This is a genomic window from Myxococcaceae bacterium JPH2 (genome assembly GCA_016458225.1).
Classification (GTDB): domain Bacteria; phylum Myxococcota; class Myxococcia; order Myxococcales; family Myxococcaceae; genus Citreicoccus.
Window position 1 is genome coordinate 74585 of record JAEMGR010000023.1, and the last position, 22955, is coordinate 97539.

Consider the following 22955-nt stretch of genomic DNA (forward strand, 5'->3'; position numbering starts at 1 on the left):
CCCGGCTGCATGCTGTGAGCGATGCGCTTTTTCAGCGTGGAAGAGGCAAACCGACTCGTGCCGCTCCTGCACCGCACCTTCGAGCGGGTGCGGCCCTGGGTGGATCGCGTGCAAAGGCTCGCGGAGGACCTGGAGGTGCCAGGGGACCGGAGCGACTCGGCCCTGGAGCCCCTGCGCGACGAACGCGATGCCCTGCTCAATCGCATCCGCGGAGAGCTGCTTCAAATCCAGGAGATGGGTCTGGAAATCAAAGGCGCGGACGGGCTCGTGGACTTCCGCGCACGGCGGGGTGAACGCCATGTCTATCTCTGCTGGCGCTTCGGCGAGAACGAGGTCAGCCACTGGCACGACCTTCAAACAGGCATCGCGGGACGTCGCCCCATCGACAACCCGGATGACTTCGCGCCCACCTACTTGAGCTGACGGCCTACTCCGACGCGAGCAGGTGCGCACGCAGCACGCCCAGCGCCTGGAGCGCGGATTGGAGTTGCTGTCCCAGCCCCCCCGCCTGCCGCGCGATGTCCGAGAACTGACTCGCCTCCGCGGTCTCCGCCAGCGCGCGCGCCTCCTCCGCCACCTGCGTCATCCGCTCCTGGAGCGCCTGGAATTGCTCCGCCAGCTCCACGTCCTGAGAGGGCGTGCGTGACGCCTGCTGGCTCAGCACGGAGAAGCGTTGCATCCGCGCGTTCAGCTCCGCCGCGCTCTGCCCCAGGGCGCCATACCGGGTCAGCAGCGCCTTGAAGACCTCGGTGCGCTCCTGGAGTTCGCGCGCGCGCGTGTTCACGGACTCGGCCTGCTGTTGTTGGCGATCCCGAACGCGGGTGATGGCGGAGACCAACTGAGCCACCTGCTCACGGAGCTGCGCGTCCAGGTCCGCCAGGTCCCGCAGGGTCGTCGAGGCGTGCTCCAGGTCCTGCTCGGACACCAGCGAGGACTGCTGCAGCCGCGCGGCGAGTGTCTCGAAGCGAGCCAACTGCGCGTCGAGCGCCTGGGCGGCGGACACCAGCTCAGAGGGCGAAGGCTGCGCGGGCGGACTCATGACGACGCGAACCCTGTCACGGCCTCCCCGCGACCCACACGCGCGAAGTCCCGAGAACGTCGCGTCGGGAACGCCTGCGGGGTTGCCCGCCTGCCCTCGGAGAATTGTCGACAAGGCGGGCATGCGGGGGACCCGGGACCTCGCCAGCCCAAGACAGCGACCCCACCTTGTGCGGGCAGGCATCACGCCTGGAGGACACCCATGCCCGTGGACTTCTCTCTCACTGTGCTCGTCACCGGCGCCACCGGCCATCAGGGAGGCGCGCTGACCCGTCAACTCCTGGGGCGGGGGCATCGGGTGCTGGCCCTGGTGAGAGACCTGAACAGCCCAGCGGCCCGGCAGCTCGAGTCCCGAGGCGCCACGCTCGTGCACGGAGACTTCGAGGACGTGGGCTCCATCGAGAAGGCCGCGCGGGAAGCGGATGCCATGTTCGCCATGGCCTCGCCCTTCGGGCCGGGCGGCCCCGACGCGGAGACGCGCCAGGGCATCAACATGGTGGAGGCCGCGAAGCGCGCCAACATCCGCCACTTCATCTATTCCTCCGTGGCGGGCGCGGACCGACTCACCGGCATCCCGCACTTCGACAGCAAGCACCGCGTGGAGCTGTACGTGCGGCGCAGCGGCCTGCCCGCCACCATCCTCGCGCCCACGTTCTTCATGGAGAACTTCCTGAGCCCCATGCTCATGGAGGGATTGAAGTCTGGCGTGCTCGCGCAGGGGCTGCCCCCCACGCGCGGGCTGGAGATGGTGGCCTTGGACAACGTGGCCGCGCTCACGATGGTGGCGCTGGAGCACCCGGAGCGCTTCATCGGCGAGCGCATCGAGCTGGCCTCCGACGAAGTCACGGGGCAGCAGGCCGCGGGCCTCCTGTCTATGGTGAGTGGCCACCGCATCAAGTACGTGCAGGTCCCGCTGGAAGACATCCGCCAGCGCAGCGAGGACCTCGCGATGATGTACGAGTGGCTCGACCGCGTGGGCTACCACGTCGACGTGCTCACCCTGCGGCACGACCATCCCCAGGTGAGCTGGCTCACGCTGGAGGAGTGGGCGCGGCACCAGGATTGGAGCGCCCTCACCTCACCGGCCTGGCCGGGCGAACCCGCGGACCCCGCGACCCCCGCCGAGCCGTAGCGCCCCCGCCTCCCTGTCCGGGCTCCAGGGCAGGTCTCGTGCTCGACAATCACCTCGCGCTCGCCGCCCTAGTTTGAGTGGCAGGAGGAGCTGCGATGCGTGCGCGTTCCGTGGGGATAGCAGTGTTGATGTTGATTGCAGGCTGTGCCCCGACGGGCTCGCAGTTGCGACCGGCCCCGTCGGCTCAAGTCGTCCAAGGCGACACGGCGGCGGCCACCACCCAGCAAGAAGGCGTGCATCTGGTGGCGGACGGCACGGCCTGGAAGGGACACCCGTCCGACCTGGGCCAGCGCCTCACTCCCGTCTTCGTGCAGGTCCAGAACCAGAGCGGCCGGCCGCTGCGCATCCAGTACAGCGCGTTCTCGCTCGTGGGCGCGGACTCGCACTTCCACTACTCCGCGCTGCCGCTGCTCACGCTCCAGAATGGCCTGGCGCAGCAGGGGACCGGAGGCTCGGGGAACAGCGACACCACCTACGCGCCCGCGTCGTGGAGCGTGGGTCTGGGATATGGCTATGGCTATGGCCCCGGGTGGCGGCGAGGGTTTGGCTGGGGTCCGTACTGGGGCGGCCCCTGGTTCGACCCCTACTACTACCCGGGCTACTACGGCGCGCCGTACCCCGAGCCGCTGCCCACCGAGGACATGCTCACCCGCGCGCTGCCCGAGGGCACGCTGGCGCCCGGCGGACGACTGGATGGCTTCCTCTACTTCCAGGGCGTGACGCGTCGGGAGAGCGCGGTGAAGCTGGAGCTGCAGCTCGTCGACGCGCGCACCGGTGAGGCCTTCGGCACGCTCGATATTCCCTTCCAGGTGAGCAAGGGCTGAGCGCGCGTCAGTGAAGCGTGGGAGGAACAAGGCGCGGGCCGGGCCGCGAGTCCGAGGTGTGGATCAGCGGCGCCGCCTCGGGCTGACCCAGCTCGCGCCGCACGTCCGCGCCACGCCAGGAATGTCCAAACAGCGGCCCCAGCAACACGACATCGAGCGCGCCCGAGAGGAGCGGCACCAGCCCCACCGCCGCCAGCTTCGCGCCGCCGGGCGTGCGCGCGGACAACCCGCCCACCACGAGTCCCGCGCCGGCCACGATGCGCACCCACCGTCCCCGCCGCGACGCCATGAAGCCGATGAGTTCCTCCATGCCACACCTCCCCTCGCCCAAGATGGACACGCGCGAGGGAGCGACCAGGAGCGCTGTCGTCCGCACGAAACTCGCGCCGGGGCCCGCCCGCTCGCCTGGAGTGGCGCGCGCTAGAGCGGCAGGGAGGCAAGCCACTCGGGCAGCTCCGCGCTCGCCGACTCCCGAGGTTCATGCCGGCGACGCGCGAGCAGGTGGTCCAGCGCCTTCTCCGAGAAGTCGTAGGCGGTGTGGGCCAGCGCGCGCTGCTCCACGGCATGAAGGGCCGAGAGCTGCGCGCAAGAGGACACCAGCGCCATGTGCGTGAAGGCCTGCGGAAAGTTGCCCATCGGCTCGCCCGTGCCGGGCATGGCCTCCTCGGCATACAGGCCCACGTCGTTGGAGAGCGACAGCAGTCGCGAGAGCAGCGCCTCGGCCTCGTCGCGATGACCCGAGTGCGCCAGGACATCCACCAGCCAGAACGAGCACAGAAGGAACGCGCCCTCCGAGCCGTCCAGTCCATCCGGCCCCAGATAGCGGCGCAGCAGCCCGTCATGCTCCAGCCGCTCGCGCACCACCTGCACCGTGCGCACCACGCGCGGGTCCTCCACGGGCAGGAAGCCCAGCGCCGGCACCAGCAGCGTGGAGGCATCGGCGGCGTCCATGCCCTCGGCTTGCGGGAACCAGCCGTCGCGCGCGCACTCCAGCAAGTAGCGCCGCAGCTGCTCGCGCTCGCGCGTCCAACGGAACAGCGGCGCGGGGAGGCCACGGGCCTTGGCCAGTCGCACACCTCGGTCCACCGCCACCCAGCACAGGAGCTTCGAGTGCACGAAGTGCCGAGGCACATCGCGCACCTCCCACAGTCCCTGGTCCGGCAGTCGCCAGCGATGGATGACCTCCTCCACCAGGCCGGAGAGGAAGTCCCAGTTCGTCTTCGTCACCGGTCCGCCGGCGCGCGCGTACAGCCACGCCACCTCCAGGAACTCGCCGAACACGTCGAGCTGGAGCTGCTTCACCGCGCCGTTGCCGACGCGCACCGGGCGCGAGCCGCGATAGCCCGCGAGGTGCGGCAGCTCCACCTCGGGCAGCATGCGGTGGCCGCGAATCCCATACATGATCTGCATGTCCACGGCCCGGCCCGCGCTGGTGCGGCGCATCCAGAAGCGGAACGCGTCCGCCTCGTCTCGATAGCCGAGCGCCAGCAGCGAGCTGAGCACGAGCGACGAGTCGCGGATCCACGTGTAGCGATAGTCCCAGTTGCGCACGCCACCGGGCTCCTCGGGCAGGGACGTCGTCGGCGCGGCCACCAGGGCCCCCGTGGGCGCATACGTGAGGGCCTTGAGCGTCAGCGCGCTGCGGCGCACGGCGCGCGTGTGCTCGCCGGTGTAGACGCAGCGGGCAATCCAGGTGCGCCAGAAGGTGAGCGTGTCCTCGAGGTGCTGCCGGAAGGCGTCGCGGTCCGGCGCGTCGGCGGTGGAGCGCTCGATGAAGGAGCGCGTCCACGCGGCCTCCACCCAGGCCTCATCACCCGCGCGCAGCTCCCACCGGGCGCGCAGGGAGGCCTCGCAAGCGGACAGGGCATGCGTGGAAGAAACCCAGAGGGCATCCGCGCCACCCACCACCTCGGCGGTGCGCGACGAGGTGAGGCGAAAGCGCGGGGTGAAGGCGCCGTACTCGAAGCGAGGCGCCACGACGCAGCGCACGCGCACCGCGCCGCGCAGACAGCGGACGCGGCGCAGCAGCGCGTGGCGCGTGCCCACGTGCGTGCCCATGCCGCCGCCGGGATAGACGGGCATGCAGTCGGTCAGCTCCAGCACACCGCGGGGCGTGGTGAAGGTGGTCACCAGGACGTTGGTGTCCTCCACGTAGCCGCGCGTGGACTGGAAGCGCCCCTCCGGCGCGACGCCGAACGAGCCTCCGTGCCGAGGGTCCAGGATGCGACAGAACACCGCGGGGGAGTCGAAGCGCGGGAAGCATGCCCAGTCGATGGAGCCGTCGCGTCCCACGAGCGCCGCGGAGTGACAGTCCCCGAGCAGCGCGTAGTCGGTGATGCGGCGCATCCCTCCTCCCTCCCGAAGCCGCGGGCCGCGTCACGCCCGCGTCTCTCCAATCTGGCCACCGTTCGCCCGCCGCCACGGGAGGCCCAAGCAGGCGGGCAGCCGGTCCGGCGGCCGACCCCGCGCAATTTTCTTCAAGACCTCGCGGTCGCCGCTCTTTACGCTCGGCACGCCGAGCCCTCGCCTCATCGGGGAGGTCCGCCCGGGAGTGTCCGCGCCGTGATGCCAACACCCCATCGCCCTGTCGCCCCCGCGCTGCTGGGCCCGCGCGAGGAGTGCGTGCTCTGGCGCCCGGAGGAGCTGGGGGGGCTGGAGCTGCTCAAGGCCACGTACATCACCCACACCTTCGCGCCGCACAGCCATGACGGGTTCGCCATCGGCGTCATCGAGCGAGGCGTGGAGGCGTTCCGCTGCCGAGGGAAGATGCGCTACGCGCCCACCGGCAGCATCGTGCTGGTGAACCCGGGCGAGATTCACACGGGCCAGGGCGCCGAAGAGGACGGCTGGTCCTACCGGATGCTCTACCCCGAGCCCCGCTTGCTGGAAGACGCGGCGCGAGCGCTGACGGGCACTGCGCGCGGGGTGCCCTTCTTCGAGTCGCCCGTGGTGGACGACCCGGAGGTGGCCGCGCTCATCCGAGGGCTGCACGCCTCGCTGGAGCAGCCCGCCACCGCGCTGGAGCGACAGACGCGGCTGTTCGCGGCCCTCGCGGCGTTGGTGGCGCGCCACACCCGGCCGCACCCGGAGCAACGGCCCGTGGGCATCGAGCACGTGGCGGTGCGCCGCGCGCGCGACTACCTGGAGGCGTACGCGGAGGAGAACGTCACGCTGGAGCAGCTCGCGGGCCACGTGGGACTCAGCGTGTTTCACCTCGTGCGCGTGTTCCGTCGCGAGCTGGGCCTGCCGCCGCACGCGTATCAAATCGAGCTGCGCGTGCGCCGCGCCCGAGAGCTGCTCCGTCAGGGCAAGCCGCCCGGAGAAGTGGCCGCGCAGCTGGGCTTCAGCGACCAGAGCCACCTGACGCGCGAGTTCAAGCGACGGGTCGGCCTGTCGCCGGGCCGCTATGCCGCGAGCGCAGGATCCTTCAAGACGCGCGAGGCGGTCGCTCCGTAGTTTGGGGGCATGACTTCCGTTGTCGCGCGCGACTTCCTCCGAGGCTTCCGCGCCGTCATTCCCCTCTGGCTGGGGTTGATTCCCTTCTCGCTGGCCTACGCCGTGAGCGCGCGGGGCGCAGGGCTGAGCGTGCTCGACACGCTCTTGATGAGCGCGCTCGTCTTCGCGGGAGGCTCCCAGTTCAGCGCGGTGGGGCTGCTCGCGGCGGGGGCCTCGGGGGTGGAGATCATCCTCACCACGCTCCTGCTCAACACGCGGCACCTGCTCTACGGCCTGTCCCTGTCCCAGCGGCTGTCCCTGCGACCCGCGCAGCGGCTGCTGGCGGCGCACTGCCTCACCGACGAGGCCTACGGCGTGGTGCTCGCCGAGCCTCACGCTTCGTTCGCCTATCTGTTGGGCGTGGAGCTGAGCGTCTTCATCCCGTGGAACCTGTTCACCCTGGCCGGCTCGCTGCTGGGCCAAGGGCTGCCGGACCCCACGCGGCTCGGCGTGGACTTCGTCTTCCCGCTGGCTTTCCTCGGCCTGCTCATTCCGCTGCTGCGCGGCAGCGTGGAGGTGGGCGTGGCGGTGCTCTCCGGCCTCCTCGCGCTCATGGCCTCGCGCTTCATGCCGGGTGGCGCGGCCCTGCTGCTCGCGAGCGTGGTGGGAAGTCTCACGGGCGCGTGGCTCACGGCCGGTGCTCCCGCGCCTCGGCCCACCGAGGAGCTGGAGGCACCATGAACGTGCTGCCCATCATCCTGGGAATGGCCGCGGTCACGTACGCGCCTCGGCTCGCGGGGCTGTGGCTGCGCGTGGAGGTGCCACCGTTCTGGCAGCGCTTCCTGCGGTTCGTCCCCATCGCGGCCTTCTCGGCGCTCGTCGTCCCCGCGCTGCCGGGTGAGCGCGGGGAAGCGGGAGTCCGCCTCTTCGCGGCCTTCCTGGCGGCGGTGGCCATGTGGCGCTTCCGCAAGCTGTGGCTCGGCATCCTGGTGGGCATGGCCACCTACTGGCTGTTGCGCTGAACCGCTCGAAGCCGAGGGCTCACGTCCGTGAGACTGGGATTGCGAACCACGACATCACAGCGCACGTCAGGCACCACCCGCGCCAGCGCATCGTCGTGCTTCAGCATCGGCTCGGGAGGGGAGACACAACCTCCCAGTCACATCCACCCCGTTGTGTGTCCGTGCATGTTCGACGTGCCCACGACGCGGCGCTCCACAGGATGCCCGCTGCGAACCCACCCGCGCTCCGCAGGTTTGCCGAGAGGCCCGACGCGCGTGGCCTCGGGAGCCATCGCCATGTTTCGACGCTGGGAGATTCAGAGGGGAATGAAAGTGAAGGGCCATGATGGCCACACCATCGGCCGTGTCATCGACCTGACCGCGGATGAAATCATTGTCGAGAAAGGAATCCTGAGACATCGCGACTACGCCGTGTCTTTCGACGACGTGCGCGAGGTGGCTCACGGCGAGGTGCAGTTGATGCACGGCAATGACAGCCTTTTCTCCAAGCCGCGCGAGGTCTCTCACGGGAGCTGGTAGCCCCGCGTGAGACGCGAGGCGCCGCGCGAGCCTCTGGCATACTGGCCCGCGTGACTGTCTCCCCTCGCAGGACCTCCGTGCGCCGCCCCGTTCGCTCCCTGGCCCCACGTGCCGTGGAGGTGGCGTCATGAGCGCGCTGGAGCGGGCCCTCGTGGAATGGCGCGAGGCCCTGGGCGAACCGCACGTCATCACGGAGCCGGACGCGTTGGCCGAGGCCGAGACGGCCACCTTCGCCACCGCGCAGCGCATTCCCGCCATCTTGCGGCCCGCCAGCACGGAGGAGGTCCGCGCGTGCATGCGCATCGCGCAGGTGCATGGCATTCCCGTCTACCCGGTGAGCAGCGGACGCAACTGGGGCTATGGCTCCCGCGTGCCCCCCAGCGATGGCTGCGCGCTGATGGAGCTGGGGCGGATGAACCGCATCCTTGGCTACGACGAGAAGCTCGCGTACCTCACCGTGGAGCCGGGCGTCACGTTTCGACAGGCGCACGCGTGGCTGCGAGCCCAGGGCTCGCGCCTGTTCATCACCACCATCGGTGGATCCGCGGACGCCAGCCTCGTGGGCAACGCGCTGGAGCGCGGCGATGGGCGCGGCCCCCACGCGGACATCTTCCAGCACGTGTGCGGCCTGGAGGTGGTGCTCCCCACGGGAGAGCTGTTGGAGACAGGCCATGCGCGCTTCGCGGGCTCGCGCACCGCGCCGCTGTTCCGCTGGGGCGTGGGGCCCTCGCTGGACGGGTTGTTCAGCCAGTCCTCGCTGGGGGTCATCACGCGCATGACGTTCTGGCTGGCGCGCAAGCAGCCCTACCTGCGTGAGTTCTTCTGCGCGGTGCCAGAGGAGGCGCAGCTCTGGGAGCGGGTGGATCGCCTCCAGGAGCTGGCGCTCGACGGCACGCTGCGCGGCAGCTTCTTCTTCTGGAACGACATCAAGGCCTTCAGCGTGGCCCGCCAGTATCCCTTCGCCGAGACGCGCGGCCGCACGCCGCTGCCCGCCTGGGCGCTGGAGCAGTTCCGCGAGGGACTCGGCGGACGGTGGGCCATCAGCGGCGCGCTCCATGCGCCGGACGCGGAGCTGGGCGCGGTGCTGGAGCGGCGGTTATGCGCCGCGCTCGACGGGCTCCCGCAGCCGGTGCGCCTCGGCCCCATCCCTCCGGATGGCGAGAGCCCCTTTCAAGGCGTCCCCTCCGACGCGAACCTCACCATGGCGTACTGGCGCAAGCGGAGCCCGCGTCCAGAAGCGCCGCACCCGGATCGCGACCGCTGCGGCTTCATCTGGTGCTCGGTGGCGGTGCCCTTCACCGGAGAAGAGGCCCGGCGCGCGGTGGATCTCGCGGAGCGGGTGCCTCGCCTCTTCGGATTGGAGCCCAACCTCGCGCTGCTGACCCACTCGCCGCGCTGTCTCTATCTGGTGCTGGCGCTGGCGTTTGATCGCGACGTCCGAGGCGAGGACGCGCGCGCGCAGGCCTGCTACCAGGCCCTGGCGCGGGAGCTGGCCGGCGCGGGCTACTACCCCACGCGGCTCGGGCTCCAGTCCGCCGGGGACACCCTGGCCGTGACGGATGACTCCGTCGCGGTCCTCCAGCGGATCAAGAAAGCGGTGGATCCCTCCGGCGTCCTCGCGCCGGGGCGCTATGCGATCACCCCACCCGGCGAAACGTGAGACATGTTTCACACCGGCCGTGAGGCGGCACGCGGCCTGGGAGCATGGATTTCGCTCGGTTTACGAAAAAACGCGCGGGAAAAGACCCATGGAGGAAACTTCCCGCTCCGCCCGCGGATAACTCCTACAAGTCGCATCCTTCTCCCCAAATTCGCGCCGCTTCGGAGTCGCCCATGCCCACGCGTTCCCTCGAGTTCAACCGTCAGCGTCCCGTCCTCCGGAACCGTGCAGAGCAGGGCGCCGAGCGCAACACCGCGCACCGCGAAGTCCAGGTCGACCTGCGCCGCGACACGAACCCGGCCCGCCGCGCGGAGCTGGACGCGGCCCTCGCGAAGAAGGACCGGGGCGAGACGCTGACCCCGAAGGAGCAGGCGCTCCTCGAAGGCAAGCGCGTCGAGACCAGCCGCACCAACACCAACAGCCCCGAGCAGGCCGCCATCCAGAAGCGCCTGGAGACGAGCGGCTACGAGCAGCAGGTGGCGTCCGGTGAGTTCAGCAAGGACTGGACGGCCTTCTCCGGCTCGCACGAGGTCGGCGACAAGGACGGCTCCTTCTACAACAAGGTCGAGGGCCAGGCCCTGACGGCCTCCGTCGGTGGCAACGGCTCGGTGAGCGTGGATCCGCTCAAGGGCAAGGTCATCGCCGAGGGCTCGCTGGAGGCGAAGGCGGACCTGGTGCGCGGCTCCGTCGAGGGCCACGTGGACAGCCCCGTGGGCCGCACGACGTGGGGCGCGCAGGGCAACGTGGGCGCCGAGGCGAACGTCACGGGCAAGGTGGTCGTGGATCCGCTCCACGGCGACGTGGCGGCCCAGGTCGGCGGCGAGGCCTTCGCGGGTGCTCGCGCCAGCGCCGAGGTCAGCCAGGAGATTGGACCGGCGACCGCGCACGTGGGCGCCGAGGCCTTCGCGGGCATCGGGGTGGAGTTCGAGGCGAACGTCGGCCTGAAGGACGGCAAGCTGTCCGCCAACTTCGACGTGGGCGCGGCGCTCGGCATCGGCGGCAGCCTCGAGTTCGGCGTGGACGTGGACGTGAGCAAGGTCACGGACGCCGTGAAGAACGTCGGCGAGGGCATCAAGAACGTCGGCGAGGGCATCAAGAACGTGGGCGAGGGCATCAAGAACCTCGTCCACGGCTGGTAGTCGTCCCCATCCCGAGGCCGCGCCTCCCCGCGGCCTCGCGGTTTCTCATCCGCTCGACAGCCCCAGGTCCCTGGGGGACACTCCCGACATGAATCCTCTGGAGAAGCTCCTCGCCGCGGGGCAGATCGCCCAGGCGAAGGCCGAGGCGGAGAAGACCCTCGCCCGCCAGCCGACGAACCGCGACGCGCTGGTGGTGATGTGCAAGCTGGCCCTCGTGGAGGGACAGCTCCCCCAGGCTGAAGCCCTGCTCGCCAAGGCCGAGGCCCAAGGCGCCACGGCGGAGACCTGGCTGGTGCGCGCGAACCTCACCGCGCAGAAGGGCCAGCTCGACGCCGCGCTGAAGGCCTTCGACAAGGTCCTCGCGCTGGACGCGGCCCGTGCCGAGGCCCACTTCGGGCGCGGCATGATGTTGATCAAGCAGGACAAGGCGCCGCAGGCGATGGATGCGCTCGCCAAGGCCGCCCAGCTCGACCCCACCAACGGCGTGTTCCGCTACCGCCTGGGCCAGGTCCAGTTGGAAGCCGGCAAGGCGGACGAAGGTCTCGCCTCGCTGCGCGCCGTCGTCGCGCAGCAGCCCCGCTTCGTCCCCGCCTACCTGGCCCTGTCACACGCGCTGTCCGCCAAGGAGGACTTCCTCGGTGCGCGGCGCGCGCTGGAGCAGGGCCTCAAGGCGGTGCCCAACCAGCCGCGCCTGCTGGCCGCCCTCACCGTGCTGGCCATGGCCACGCGAGACCAGCGCGCGTCCTACCAGGCCGCCTCCGCGCTCGCCGCGCAGCGCCCGAAGGATCCGGACGCGCAGGCCAACCTCGCGCAGCTCATGCTCGCGCGCGGGCAGTTCGCCCAGGCCCTGCACCTGTGCCGGACCATGGACTCGCTCGGGCTCGCCAACGAGGGCCTGAAGATGGCCGAGGCCACCTGCTACGAGGCCGAGGAGCCGCCCGCGTTCGAGAAGGCCGTGGCGGCCTATGAGGCGGCCATGGGGCTGTCTCCCGATGGCTGGCGCGCCGCCAACAACCTGGGCCAGCTCCTGCTGCGCATGCCGGCCGAGCCCGCCGAGCGACACCTCCCCCGCGCCCTGACGGTGCTGGAAGAGGCCGTGCGCCGAGGCCCGTCGCAGCCCGAGCCCCTGCTCAACCTCGCGCTCGCCCAGGCCCGCTCGGGCCAGAAGGACAAGGCGAAGGCGACCGTCACCAAGCTGCTGGCCCTGTCCCTCCCCGAGGGCAGCGAGCTGCGCGACGAGGCCACCCGCCTGCAGAAGGCGCTGGCGTAGCCCCTCGCCTCACCCGCCGAAGTCCAGTCCGTGCAGGGCCTCATCGGCCTGCGCGGACTGGTACACGTGCCACGCCGACGCCAGGTCCATGAGCGGCGGCCCCACCGGGGCGAACACCGTCACCTGCGACTCGGACGTGCGGCCCGGCTTCAGGCCCGCGAGGACCTCGCCCAGCTCCACCAGGCCCGCCTCCGCTGACGCGGCGCCCATCAACAGCCCGCGGTGATCGCTCACGAAGAGGGTCTGCTGGCGCAGCACGGCCGCGCCCTCGCCCGCGCCGGACTCGTCCATGCCCAGCACGGTGAGGTGCGCGCCCGGAGGCAGCTGGCTCGGGGACGGCAGGGGCTGTCGGCTCGCCAGGTCGACCCCGATGAGATCCGCGTCCGCCATGGCCTCGTCCACGGACTCCGCCACGCGCACCGGCACGTCCAGCTCCGTGAACAGGCGCGCGGCGAGCGCGGCCGTGCGCGATGGATCCGTCGGGTCGAACACGCGCACGTGCTCCAGGGAGCGCACCAACCGCAGCGACTTGAGCTGCATCACCAGCGAGGCGCCGGAGCCCAAGAGCGCCACGCGGCGGGCATCGGGACGGGCCAGCACGTCCGCGCCCAGCGCGCCCATCACGCCCAGGCCCACCGCCGTCAGGTGGCCTGAGTCCATCACCGCCATCAGCTCGCCGGTGCCCAGGTCATGCAGCTGCACCACACCCTGGACGGCGGGCGTCCGCGCGGGGAATCGCGCGCTCACCTTCACCGAGTAGGCGGGGACATTCGGCAGGCACCCAGGGAAGCGCACCATCGCGGTGCCTCCCAGGTGCAACGACACACGCGGGCCCTGCGCGGCCACGGTGCGAGCCAGGGCATCAGCGCGACAGGCCTCGCGCAAGTCCTCCAGGAGCAGCGGCGACTGGAGGTTGCGAGACACATCGGAGCGGGAGAGCAGAAGGGTGCGCATCTTCCGGACACCCTACCCGAGCCCGTTCAGACCCACAGCCTCGGCGTGAGACAGATGCCAGAGGCAGACACTTCCAGCGGGCGCTCGCGCGGCCCTCCCCAGACGCGGGGACGAGGCCGTTGCGCCCGAGCGTGTCCAGACTGTGGAGAAGGCGGCATGGGCGAGCGCCCCCCCAGGAGGTGGGTGATGCAGGAGCCGGACTCCCCCTGCGTGGAGACAAGCACCGGACGCGCGGATGGGCTCCGGGCCGCGGACTTCCTGCGCCGCGAGCACGCCGCCGTGCTGGAGGCGTGGCGACGCGAGGCGCAGGCGCTCTACGCGGGCCGCTCCGACCATGCCCCCTGGCTGATGGACCACATGCCCGAGCTGCTGACCGCGCTCGCCGACGCGGTGGAGCAAGGCCCCGAGCGGTTTGATCCACACCCCTCCGAGGCCCACGCGATGACGCGGATGGACCAGGGCTTCGATGTGGGCGAGGTCGCCACCGAGTACGCGCTCCTGCGCCAGTGCCTGCTGCGGCGCCTGGAGGCCGGCGGTCGTCCCCTGATTCCGGGGGACCTGGAGCGGATGGAGGAGGCCTTGGATCGGGCCATGGCCCGAACGCTGACGAGCCACGCCCGGGCCCGAGAGCGCGCCGCGAGCCAGGAAGCCGAGCGCTCCCTGGCCCTGGTGGATGCGCTGCTCGCCACGGCGCCCGTGGGCCTGGCCTTCCTGGATCGCGACCTGCGCTACCTGCGCATCAACCAGACCCTGGCGGACATCAACCGCGTGCCGGTGCCCAACCACCTGGGCCGCCACTTCGACGAGGTGCTCCCCGAATCCGTGGCGGGCCCCGTGAAGCCCTTGTTGCTTCAGGTGCTGCACACCGGAGAGCCCATCCGCGACGCCGCGTTCAACGTGAAAGATGCCCTCACCGGCGAGGAGCGAAGCTGGCTGAGCAACTACTTCCCGGTGCGGACCGCCAGCGGCGAGCTGCTCGGCGTGGGCTGCTCCGTGGTGAACATCACCCAACACAAACAAACCGAGGCCGCGCTCCAGCGCGCGGTGGATTTCCGCGAGCAACTCCTGGCGGTGCTCGGCCATGACCTGCGCAATCCCTTGCATGCCATCACCGCGTCCGCCTTCCTGCTCGGGCATGGTGAGCCATTGGATGCGCCCCGGCAGCGCGCGGTCGACCGCATCCGCGCCTCCACCGCGCGCATGACGCGGATGATCAACGACATCCTGGACTTCGCCCGCAGCCGGCTCGGAGGCGGCATCCCCGTCACGCGCCAGCACGTCGACATGGCCGAGGTGTGCCGGACGACGCTGGAGGAACTCGAGGCAGCGTACCCCGCGCCGGAGCTGCGCCTGGAGGCGCACGGCGACACGTGGGGCGACTGGGATCCCGACCGCGTGGCCCAGGTGCTGGGCAACCTGGTCGTCAATGCCGTGCGCCACGGTCGCGAGGGGACCCCGGTGCGCACGCGCCTCATCGGCGAGGCGCATGACGTGCGGATGGAGGTCCACAACGTGGGCGACCCCATTGCGCCCGAGATGATTCCGCGCCTGTTCGACCCCTTCAAGGCGCCCAGCGCGCCCGACCCGGACGCCCAGCGGCGACGCAGCCTGGGACTGGGGCTCTACATCGTCAGCCAGATTGCCCAGGCGCACGGGGGCGAGGTGGAGGTGCGCTCCACCGCGGAGGAGGGCACCACCTTCACCGTGACCTGGCCGCGCCGCGCTCCGCTCGGCCAGGAGTGATGTCTGGGATTCAGCGGGGCGCGGGCGTCAGCGCCAGCGTGTGGACCGCCTCCGACAGCATCTGCGTGCCCACGTCCAGCGTCTCCAACGCAATGGACTCGTCGGGCGCGTGGCCCGTGTACTCCTCACCCGGGAACGCGGGCCCGAAGTCCACCGCGCGCGGGAACAGCCGCGCATACGTGCCGCCGCGCACCGAGCCCGCCACCGCGTCCGGCGCGTTGCGGTGCCGCCGGTAGATGTCCAGCAGCGTGGTGACGAGCGGCCCCGAGGTGTCCGCGACGTGCGGCTCGCCCACGTAGCGGCCCGCCGCCTCCTTCACCCGGCCACCCGTGTCTTGCCCCAAGCGCTCGGCGGCCTTCACCAGCGACGCCGCGAATGTCTCGGCGTCCTGTCCACGCGGGCGCCGCATGTTCACGTCCAGGGTGACCTTGCCGTCCTGCACGCGCAGCACCGTGGGCGCGACCAGCAGCGGCCCCATCAGCGTGTCCGAGTAGGCCAGGCCCAGCTTGTCGCCGTGGTGGTCGCCGTCGAAGCGACGCGCCACCACGCGCAACATCGCCGCGATGCCGTTGTCCTCCAATGGCAGACGCTCAGCCACCGCGGCCAGGTCCCACAGCGCGTTGTGGCCCTCGTCCGCCACCGACGAGTGGATCGCCTTGCCATGCGTGGTCAGCACCACCGCGTCACCCTCGACGGCCGCGTCCGCCTTCAGGTCCGCGCGGGCCTTGCCCACCTCGGCCAGCACCGCGCGCACGTCCTCCAGCACCTGCTCGCGCGTGCGCCCCGTCGTGGGCGCCAACGTCAGCGTGGCCTGCCCCGGCACCTGCGTGAGGAACTCGCCCGCCTGCGCCTTCACCGCGCGCATCTTCGCGGTGCCCGCCGCGGCGGCCGGCGCGCCCACCGGCGCCTCCAGGTGCCACGCGACGAAGCCAGACTGCGCGGCGTTGACCGGATAGCCCGAGTCCACCGAGATGACGTGCGTGGGCAGCGGCTCGGTCGACGCGTAGCGCCCCATGCCCGTCCAGTCCCCTTCCTCACCATTGCCGATGGCGACGAGGATGCGGCCCTGCGGCTGGAGCCCCAGCTCCTTGGCCATCGCGAGCGCGACGAGCCCCGAAGCGATCGGCCCCTTGTCGTCCTCGACGCCGCGGCCGTACAGGCGGCCGTTCTCCACGACAGGCTCGAAGGGCGGACGCTTCCACTCGTGCACCGGAGCGGGCACCACATCACCGTGGAAGATGAGCCCGAGCCGCGGCGCGCCCTTGCCCCACGACAGCTCGAAGACGTCGTTGGCGCCCACGGCGCGGTAGTCGAAGCCGTGTGCCTTCGCCCACTGCGCGAGGAAGCGACCCATGGCCTCGGCCTCGGGCCCCTTCGACGCGGGCGTCTCGGCGCTCACTGTCTGGAATCGGACAAGCTGCTGGGTCAGCGTCACCACGTCGCCCAGGGCACAGGCGCGGACATAGGCGGCGTAGCGCTCGGCGGGCGAGGCGCCCTTCATCGCCTTCGCGGAGAAGCGGGCGGCGCGGGCCTGAGGCTTCCCGGCGCAGCGGGCGTCCGGGGCGGACTCGGCGAGGACAGTGGCGGGAGCGAGCAGACAGAGGGCGGCGAGGAGTCGAGAGCGCATGGCGGGCTGGACGCTAGAACACCCCTGGCCACATGGCATTCCTGCCCTCTGGGCGCTATTGCTGAAGCATGTTCTTCACATCCCCGAAGAAGCTGAGGCTCCCGACCCCCCAGGAGGCGTTGCCTGGTCGCGCCTCGGAGATGCCTGTTCCCGCCCGCCACACCGTGCTGGGCACGCCACTCAAGGGGCCCGTTCCGGAAGGCGATGAAGTCGCCGTCTTCGGCATGGGGTGTTTCTGGGGCGTGGAGCGGAAGTTCTGGCAGGTCCCGGGTGTGCACAGCACCTCGGTGGGCTACGCCGGGGGCCTGACGCCCAACCCCACGTACGAAGAGGTCTGCAGCGGCCTCACGGGCCACAACGAAGTGGTGCGCGTCGTCTACGACCCGAAGAAGGTCTCGTACGAGCAGTTGCTGCGCGTCTTCTGGGAGAACCACGACCCCACGCAGGGCATGCGTCAGGGCAACGACGTGGGCACGCAGTACCGCTCCGGCATCTACTTCACCAGCGAGGCGCAGAAGCGCGCGGCCGAGCAGAGCCGAGACGCCTACCAGGCGGCGCTCAAGGCCCGAGGGCACGGAGACATCTCCACCGAAATCCTCCCCGCGCCGACGTACTACTACGCGGAGGACTACCATCAGCAGTACCTGGACAAGAACCCAGGCGGGTACTGCGGCGTGGGCGGCACCGGCGTGAGCTGCCCCATCGGCGTGGGCGTCAGCGCCTGAATCACCGGGCGAGCGAGGAAGGGCCCTCCACGGCGCCCGCCTCGCTCGCCTTGTCAGTCCTCGGGTGGCTGACGACCTTCCGTGAGCACGCGACCCCAGCTCACGCGAAGGAGCGCCACCATGAAGGCCGTCCGCATCCACAACTACGGTGGAGTCGATGAACTCAAGCTCGAGGAGGCGCCCATGCCCTCGCTCGGGCCCGACGACGTGCTGGTGCGCGTCCACGCCGTGGGCGTCAATCCCTTCGACACCATCTTCCGACAGGGCGTCATGAAGGACCTGATGCCGGTGAAGCTGCCCGTGGTGGTGGGCCAGGACTTCGCGGGGGACGTGGCCGACGTCGGCAAGAACGTGACGCAGCTCAAGAAGGGCGACCGTGTGTATGGCTTGAGCCGGACGGGCTCGTTCGCCGAGTACACCGCGGTGCCTGTCAGCGCGCTCGCGCGAATCCCAGACACGGTGGATGACAAGACAGCGGCGGCGCTGCCCGTGGCGGGCCTCACCGCCTATCAGCTCGTCACGCAAGTGGCGAAGGCCGCGCCCGGCAAGACGCTGCTCATCCACGGCGCGGCGGGCGGCGTGGGCGCGATGGCGGTGCAGATCGCCAAGGCCAAGGGGGCCCGGGTCATCGCCACCGCCGCGGGCGAGGACGCCGACTACTTGAAGCAGCTCGGCGCCGACGTGGTCGTCAATTACCAGACGCAGCGCTTCGAGGACTTCGCCCAGGAGGTCGACGCGGTCATCGACCTGACGCGCAGCGCGGACGTCCTCTCCCGCTCCTATCCGCTGGTGAAGAAGGGCGGCGTCATCACCGCGACGGCGAACGCCGTCGACGAGGACAAGGCCCGCGCGATGGGCATCGGCTCCGCGGTCCGCTTCCTCGTGAAGCCCAACACGAAGGACTTCGAGGACCTGGTGGGGCTCGTCGCCAAGGGCGCCGTGCGTCCGCGCATGGACAAGGTCCTGCCCCTGGATGACGTGCGGAAAGCGCAGGAGTTGATTCAGTCGAGCAAGACGCACGGGAAGATTGTCCTGACCGTGGCCTGAATCACACCCAGGGCCTCGCCCTCTCACCAGGACGAGGCCCACCCCTGACGTGTCAGCCGCAGTCCCTGACGCGTCCACGGACACGTCCACCCTGGTGCGAGTCGCGCAACGCGACGCGCGCCCTCGAAGAGCGCGTCCTTCCGCCCATGGCCTTGGTTCTGCACTGCTCGCCCGCGAGGGGTGAGTCCGAGCAGTGAGTCCGAGCAGTGAGTCCAAGGAGGACCATGTCGAGCACCGTGAGCGGCGTTCCCGCGCTGGAGGTCACGAACGGTGGCGACGCGCTTCCCTCCGGCACCCTCTGGGACCTGGGCACGGCGGTCGAACGCGTCCCAGGCCCAGCCCAAGACTTTCTCCTGCGCAACACCGGCACCGCGCGGTTGAGAATCCAGCGCGTCGTCTTCACCACGCCCGGCGACTTCATCATCGGCGCCATGCCCACGCTGCCGTTGGAGCTCGCGCCACGCTCGGCCGTGAGCATCACCCTGTCCTTCTCACCTCGAACGCCGGGCCTCAGGCACATGGGTGTTCACATCACCAGCGATGACCCGGAACATCCCCAGTATGTCTTCACGCTGATGGGCCAGTGCGAGCGTCGAGTCCGGTAAGCCCCCGGTGCCGTGAGCGCGCTCCACACTTTCTCCACACCTGCCGCGCATCCTCTTCTCACCTTGCGAGGCGCTTGGGGCGCCCAGAGGGGGGAGACAGTCATGACGGATGTGAACCTGGGATGGAATCTCGCGATCGGCATCGACCCGACGCTCGTCGCCACGCTCATCGCCAACTCCACGGACGGAGCCAAGCCCGTGGTGGTGCCCGTGAACGCGTCGCTGCTGTTGCAACTGGATGTCGCGAGCACCACGACCTCGCTCGACACGACCGCGGGAGCGCTGGTGTTGACGCTGCCCTACGCGCTCCTCACCACGCGGGAGACGGTCCTCGTCTCGGGGATGATGTCCATTGGCGTGAAGCTGGCGAACCTCGGCTTCGGGTGTGTCTACCGGGACTGGTTCCTCTCGACGACCGGCACCGCGCCATCGGCGGGCGTGCCGGGCGGAGTCTGGAACTTGAACAGCTACGCCCTCACGTTGGAGACGTGGGTCCGCACGGAGGGCACCGGACCGCAGACGCTGCTGTCCATGAGCAATGAGGGCCTGTCGCTCGGCCTGGAGGACAATCAGCTCGTGCTCACCTGGGGTGACCAGCGCTGCGTCGCGCCGGGAGTCCCCGCGGTGATGAGCGACGGGAGCTGGCACCACGTCGCGGTGACGCTCGACCAGGAGCTCGTCACCTTCTTCCAGGACGGTCAGCCCAAGGGCACCGCGCGCCTGAGCTCGCGGCAGGTGGCCTCCGGCGCCGACCTCTCGTTTGGAGCGACCCTCGCGGGAGACCTCGCGCTCACCCGCATCTGGAACGTCGTCCGCGCGCCCGCGCAGCTCCAGCAGTCCATGAACGTCCTGGTTCCCGCGCAGAGCACGCCCGGCCTCGTGGGCGACTGGACGTATGCCAACGGGCAGTTCGTCAACCTGGTCACCGGAGTGAAGGGGGCGGTGAAGGGCGGGGCCGCGGTCATCTCACAGGCCACCCTCATCCCAGCGGACGAGACGCCGCAGGCGCAGACGTATGTCTGGTTCTTCGACCCGCAGAACACGTTCACCGTGCAGGTGACACCGGACTCCACCTACGCGAACCAGCTCGAGACCGGGGTGCTCCAGTACCTGTCGCAGCTCAGCATGTCCGCGAAGCAGCCGTCTCAGCGCGACGTCTCGGCGTCCATGCCGACCACGGGCGCGTTCCGTCTGACGAAGGACCCCGAGTCCGACCTCGTCCTCTTCGCCATGGCCGGCAACCTCCCGCCGCCCACGGACCCGCTGCCCATGCCCGTGCAGACCAGCGTCTGGCTCGGCACCACCGCCACGCAGAACACCAGCCTCTCCATCGACGACAACTGCCTCTTGACGTTGATGATCCCCACCATGGCCAAGGTGCTGCACGTCCCCGAGTCCGCGCTGAAAGTGTCGGGCTCGCCGCCCGTGATGAGCCTTGCCCACTCGGTGGATGGCAAGGTGAATGGCCAGGACATCCACCTGACGTCCTTCAAGTTGTCCGTCACCAATGGCAAGGGATTGGCGATGTCCTTGAAGGGGACCTCGCATCACCTCGTCACCCAGGCGTCCGGGACCGTCACGCTGGAGCTGAGGAAGAAGGACGGCGTCGAGGCCCTCTACTACGACATCGACAACCCCAAGGTGTCGCTCACGCCGGACCAGGATGATCCGCTGGTGGTGAGCTACGAGGCCAGCCTCGCGCTAGGCACGCTGCTGTCGCTGGTGACGGGCATCATCGGCGCCATCTTCATGGGCGTGGTGGCGTGGAAGCAGTCGCAGGCGCTCCAGAAGATGCGAGACAAGCAGGGCTTCCCCAAGAACGCGCCAGACTTCCAGGACCTCACGCTCCAGGGCGTGGAGTTCGTCACCGGGCTGGTGTTGCAAGGACAGTACGCGCCCTCGGCGCCTCCTCCTCCGAGCACGGTGAAGGCCATGGCTGGCTCCGCCGCGCCCGTCATCACCGACATCGACCCCACCGGAGGAGCGCCCGGGACGATGGTCACCGTGACGGGCTCGGGCTTCACCGGCGTGAAGGAGGTGCGCATCGCGGGAGCACGCTCGTCGTACTTCCGCTGCTGGACGGACAGCCGCATCGTGGCGCGCGTCGCGGATACCGCGACGAATGGGCCCGTCGAGGTGACCACGCCCGCGGGCACCGCCACGTCCACCACCGCGTTCGCCGTCACGCCTCCGCCCACGCTCTCGGGCATCAGCCAGGGCAGCGGCGCGCTGGGCCAGAAGGTGGTGCTCCGAGGCAGCAACCTGTCGGGCGCCACGGTGTACTTCTCCGAGAACATCCTGAGCACCTGCGTGGCCAATGACACACAAGTGTCCACGCAGGTCCCCGGCGGCGCGGTCAGCGGCCCCATCACCGTCGTCACGCCCAGCGGCAAGGCCACCTGGGATGCCTTCACCGTGATGAGCAACGTCAACCCCAGCGTTGCCGCCTTCGACCCGCCCGCGGGGCCCGAAGGCACCGAGGTCACCGTGACCGGCTCCGGCTTCACGGGCACCACGGCGGTGAGCTTCCAGGACGTGCCCGCCGCGTCCTTCACCGTGCTCAGCGACACCTCGCTCGTGGCGAGCGTGGGGCTCCGAACGAACTCCGGACCGGTGCGCGTCACCAACACCCACGGCTCGGGAGTCAGCCCGCAGCCCTTCAGCGTCACGCCCGCGCCGGCGCTCACCGGCTTCTCGCCGAAGCAGGGCGCGGCCGGCACCCTCGTGACGGTGACAGGCCATGGGTTGCTGAGCGCGACGAATGTCTACATCGGCGCGCCGGGGGTCTCGGTTCCCTTCACTGTACTCAGCGACACCCAGCTCACCGCGACCTCACCGGGCGGCACGACGAGCGGCCCCATCAGCGCGGACGTGTCCAGCGGACGAGTCAAGACAGACACGTCCTTCACGGTGCTGAGTGACGCGGCCCCGCGCATCGACGGATTCTCGCCCGCCAGCGGAGGCCGAGGCACGGCCGTCACCCTCACGGGCTCGGGCTTCACGGGCACCTCGAAGGTCACCTTCGGCAACGTACCCGCCGCGTCCTTCGAGGTGTCGAGCGACACGCAGCTCATCGCCTACGTCCCCAACAAGGCGCCCAGCGACGTCCTCCACGTGAGCAACTCGCGAGACAGCACGACGTCCTCGCAGCCCTTCCAGTACGTCACGCCGCCCTCCGTCTCGCGCATCAAGCCCACCACCGGCAAGGCGGGAGACACCGTCACGATTGACGGCACGGGGCTGGCGAGCGCGACGCGCGTGCGCTTCGGGCAGTTCTCCACCGCCGAGGCGGCCCTCCAGGTGAAGGGCACCGGCGACCAGGCCCAGCTCCTCGTCACCGTTCCGCCCGGCGCCGTGACGGGCAACCTCCTCGTCGACACGCCGAGCGGCAAGGCGCGCAGCAGCGACAAGTTCGAGGTGAAGCCCCAGCGCGCGCCCCAGGTCACCGGCTTCTCGCCCGACTCGGGAGGCGCGGGCACGCAGGTCACCCTCCAGGGCAGCGGCTTCACGGGGACGACGGCGGTGAGCGTGGGAAAGGTCTCCGTGGCGCGCTACGAGGTGCACAGCGACACGGAGCTGATGGCGGTGCTCTCCAGCACCACGGTGACGGACGCGCTCGTCGTCACCAACACGCTGGGCGCGGGGCATTCCTCCCAGGTCTTCACCGTGCCCCTGTCCGTCACGAGCTTCTCGCCCGGCCACGGCGTCACGGGCGCGGCCATCCAGCTCAAGGGCTGCGGCTTCACGCAGGTGCAGCGGGTCAGCTTCGGGGACTCGGCCATGCGCGCCAGCTTCAGCGTGCAGAGCGACACGAAGCTCACCGCCTACGTGCCCGCGGGCGCGGTGAACGGGCCGCTCCAGGTGGCCACCAGCGACCTCGCGGTCGTGACGTCGGACACCTTCACGGTGGAGAGCAGCGCCAAGCCGGTCATCCAATCCCTCTCACCCACCTCGGGGCCCGCGGGCACGCGGGTGACCGTGGAGGGCTCGGGCTTCACCGGCGTGACGGGCGTGAGCGTGGACACGCAACCCGCGACGCATGTCCAGGTGCTGAACGACACCCGACTGACGTTCACGGTCCCGCAGGGCGCGCACAGTGGGGCCGTCCAGGTGAAGAACACGCTCGGCACGGACGCCTCGCGCACGAGCTTCACCGTCACGGCGTCCACCGAACCCGCCACCCCGCGGGCCCTGGCCAGCTAGGCTCCGCTGCCT

20 protein-coding genes are annotated in these 22955 nt (G+C 70.4%); 15 read left to right on the forward strand and 5 right to left on the reverse strand.

What is annotated here, in order from left to right:
• Positions 1-21 precede the first annotated feature (21 nt).
• Positions 22-423, forward strand: a complete 402-nt coding sequence (locus JGU66_27975; GenBank protein MBJ6764625.1) for a DUF2203 domain-containing protein — start codon at positions 22-24, stop codon at positions 421-423.
• 4 nt (positions 424-427) lie between these two features.
• Here JGU66_27975 and JGU66_27980 read toward each other — a convergent pair whose 3' ends face one another.
• A complete protein-coding gene (locus JGU66_27980; GenBank protein ID MBJ6764626.1) occupies positions 428-1039 on the reverse strand; it encodes a hypothetical protein in 612 nt (203 codons plus the stop codon).
• A 201-nt stretch (positions 1040-1240) separates the two neighbouring features.
• On the opposite strand from JGU66_27980, the gene JGU66_27985 reads away from it, so the two are divergent.
• Together JGU66_27985 and JGU66_27990 are read left to right on the forward strand one after the other, a co-directional pair.
• Positions 1241-2170, forward strand: coding sequence for an NmrA/HSCARG family protein (locus JGU66_27985; protein ID MBJ6764627.1), 930 nt, complete (start codon positions 1241-1243; stop codon positions 2168-2170).
• A gap of 95 nt (positions 2171-2265) precedes the next feature.
• Positions 2266-2994, forward strand: coding sequence for a hypothetical protein (locus tag JGU66_27990; protein ID MBJ6764628.1), 729 nt, complete (start codon positions 2266-2268; stop codon positions 2992-2994).
• Between the two features lie 7 nt (positions 2995-3001).
• On the opposite strand, the gene JGU66_27995 is transcribed toward JGU66_27990, so the two are convergent.
• Positions 3002-3304 (reverse strand): DUF2892 domain-containing protein, encoded by a 303-nt coding sequence (locus tag JGU66_27995; protein MBJ6764629.1) that lies wholly within the window; start codon positions 3302-3304, stop codon positions 3002-3004.
• 110 nt (positions 3305-3414) lie between these two features.
• Positions 3415-5340, reverse strand: a complete 1926-nt coding sequence (locus tag JGU66_28000) for a glycoside hydrolase family 15 protein (protein MBJ6764630.1) — start codon at positions 5338-5340, stop codon at positions 3415-3417.
• Between the two features lie 216 nt (positions 5341-5556).
• Here JGU66_28000 and JGU66_28005 point away from each other — a divergent pair, with 216 nt between their 5' ends.
• The 7 genes from JGU66_28005 (at position 5557) to JGU66_28035 (ending at position 12039) form a co-directional block, all read left to right on the forward strand.
• Entirely contained in the window at positions 5557-6450 is an 894-nt protein-coding gene (locus JGU66_28005) for an AraC family transcriptional regulator (protein MBJ6764631.1), read from the forward strand.
• Positions 6451-6459: 9 nt separating this feature from the next.
• The gene (locus JGU66_28010) at positions 6460-7170 is read left to right on the forward strand and encodes an AzlC family ABC transporter permease (GenBank protein MBJ6764632.1); all 711 of its coding nucleotides are present in this window, start codon (positions 6460-6462) and stop codon (positions 7168-7170) included.
• Positions 7167-7451 carry an AzlD domain-containing protein gene (locus tag JGU66_28015; GenBank protein MBJ6764633.1) on the forward strand — a complete coding sequence of 95 codons (285 nt, stop codon included), beginning with the start codon at positions 7167-7169 and terminating at the stop codon, positions 7449-7451. Before JGU66_28010 ends, JGU66_28015 begins: the two co-directional genes overlap by 4 nt.
• Before the next feature lie 276 nt (positions 7452-7727).
• On the forward strand, positions 7728-7970 hold the full coding sequence (locus JGU66_28020) for a hypothetical protein (protein ID MBJ6764634.1): 243 nt from the start codon (positions 7728-7730) through the stop codon (positions 7968-7970).
• Positions 7971-8097: 127 nt separating this feature from the next.
• Complete coding sequence (locus tag JGU66_28025) at positions 8098-9630, forward strand: FAD-binding oxidoreductase (protein ID MBJ6764635.1); 1533 nt, start codon at positions 8098-8100, stop codon at positions 9628-9630.
• Positions 9631-9803: 173 nt separating this feature from the next.
• On the forward strand, positions 9804-10769 hold the full coding sequence (locus tag JGU66_28030) for a hypothetical protein (GenBank protein MBJ6764636.1): 966 nt from the start codon (positions 9804-9806) through the stop codon (positions 10767-10769).
• Between the two features lie 88 nt (positions 10770-10857).
• The gene (locus JGU66_28035) at positions 10858-12039 is read left to right on the forward strand and encodes a tetratricopeptide repeat protein (protein ID MBJ6764637.1); all 1182 of its coding nucleotides are present in this window, start codon (positions 10858-10860) and stop codon (positions 12037-12039) included.
• A 9-nt stretch (positions 12040-12048) separates the two neighbouring features.
• Here JGU66_28035 and JGU66_28040 read toward each other — a convergent pair whose 3' ends face one another.
• Positions 12049-12993, reverse strand: coding sequence for an ornithine cyclodeaminase family protein (locus tag JGU66_28040; GenBank protein MBJ6764638.1), 945 nt, complete (start codon positions 12991-12993; stop codon positions 12049-12051).
• A 186-nt stretch (positions 12994-13179) separates the two neighbouring features.
• Here JGU66_28040 and JGU66_28045 point away from each other — a divergent pair, with 186 nt between their 5' ends.
• Positions 13180-14736 carry a PAS domain-containing protein gene (locus tag JGU66_28045; protein ID MBJ6764639.1) on the forward strand — a complete coding sequence of 519 codons (1557 nt, stop codon included), beginning with the start codon at positions 13180-13182 and terminating at the stop codon, positions 14734-14736.
• Positions 14737-14746: 10 nt separating this feature from the next.
• Here JGU66_28045 and JGU66_28050 read toward each other — a convergent pair whose 3' ends face one another.
• Positions 14747-16363 carry a Sapep family Mn(2+)-dependent dipeptidase gene (locus tag JGU66_28050; protein ID MBJ6764640.1) on the reverse strand — a complete coding sequence of 539 codons (1617 nt, stop codon included), beginning with the start codon at positions 16361-16363 and terminating at the stop codon, positions 14747-14749.
• A 68-nt stretch (positions 16364-16431) separates the two neighbouring features.
• Here JGU66_28050 and msrA point away from each other — a divergent pair, with 68 nt between their 5' ends.
• The 4 genes from msrA to JGU66_28070 all read left to right on the forward strand — a co-directional run bounded on the left by msrA (position 16432) and on the right by JGU66_28070 (position 22943).
• Positions 16432-17088 (forward strand): peptide-methionine (S)-S-oxide reductase MsrA, encoded by a 657-nt coding sequence (gene msrA, locus JGU66_28055; GenBank protein ID MBJ6764641.1) that lies wholly within the window; start codon positions 16432-16434, stop codon positions 17086-17088.
• A gap of 120 nt (positions 17089-17208) precedes the next feature.
• Positions 17209-18135, forward strand: a complete 927-nt coding sequence (locus JGU66_28060; GenBank protein MBJ6764642.1) for an NADP-dependent oxidoreductase — start codon at positions 17209-17211, stop codon at positions 18133-18135.
• A gap of 224 nt (positions 18136-18359) precedes the next feature.
• Positions 18360-18740 (forward strand): hypothetical protein, encoded by a 381-nt coding sequence (locus JGU66_28065; GenBank protein ID MBJ6764643.1) that lies wholly within the window; start codon positions 18360-18362, stop codon positions 18738-18740.
• Between the two features lie 102 nt (positions 18741-18842).
• Positions 18843-22943, forward strand: a complete 4101-nt coding sequence (locus JGU66_28070; GenBank protein ID MBJ6764644.1) for an IPT/TIG domain-containing protein — start codon at positions 18843-18845, stop codon at positions 22941-22943.
• The last annotated feature ends 12 nt before the right edge of the window (positions 22944-22955 follow it).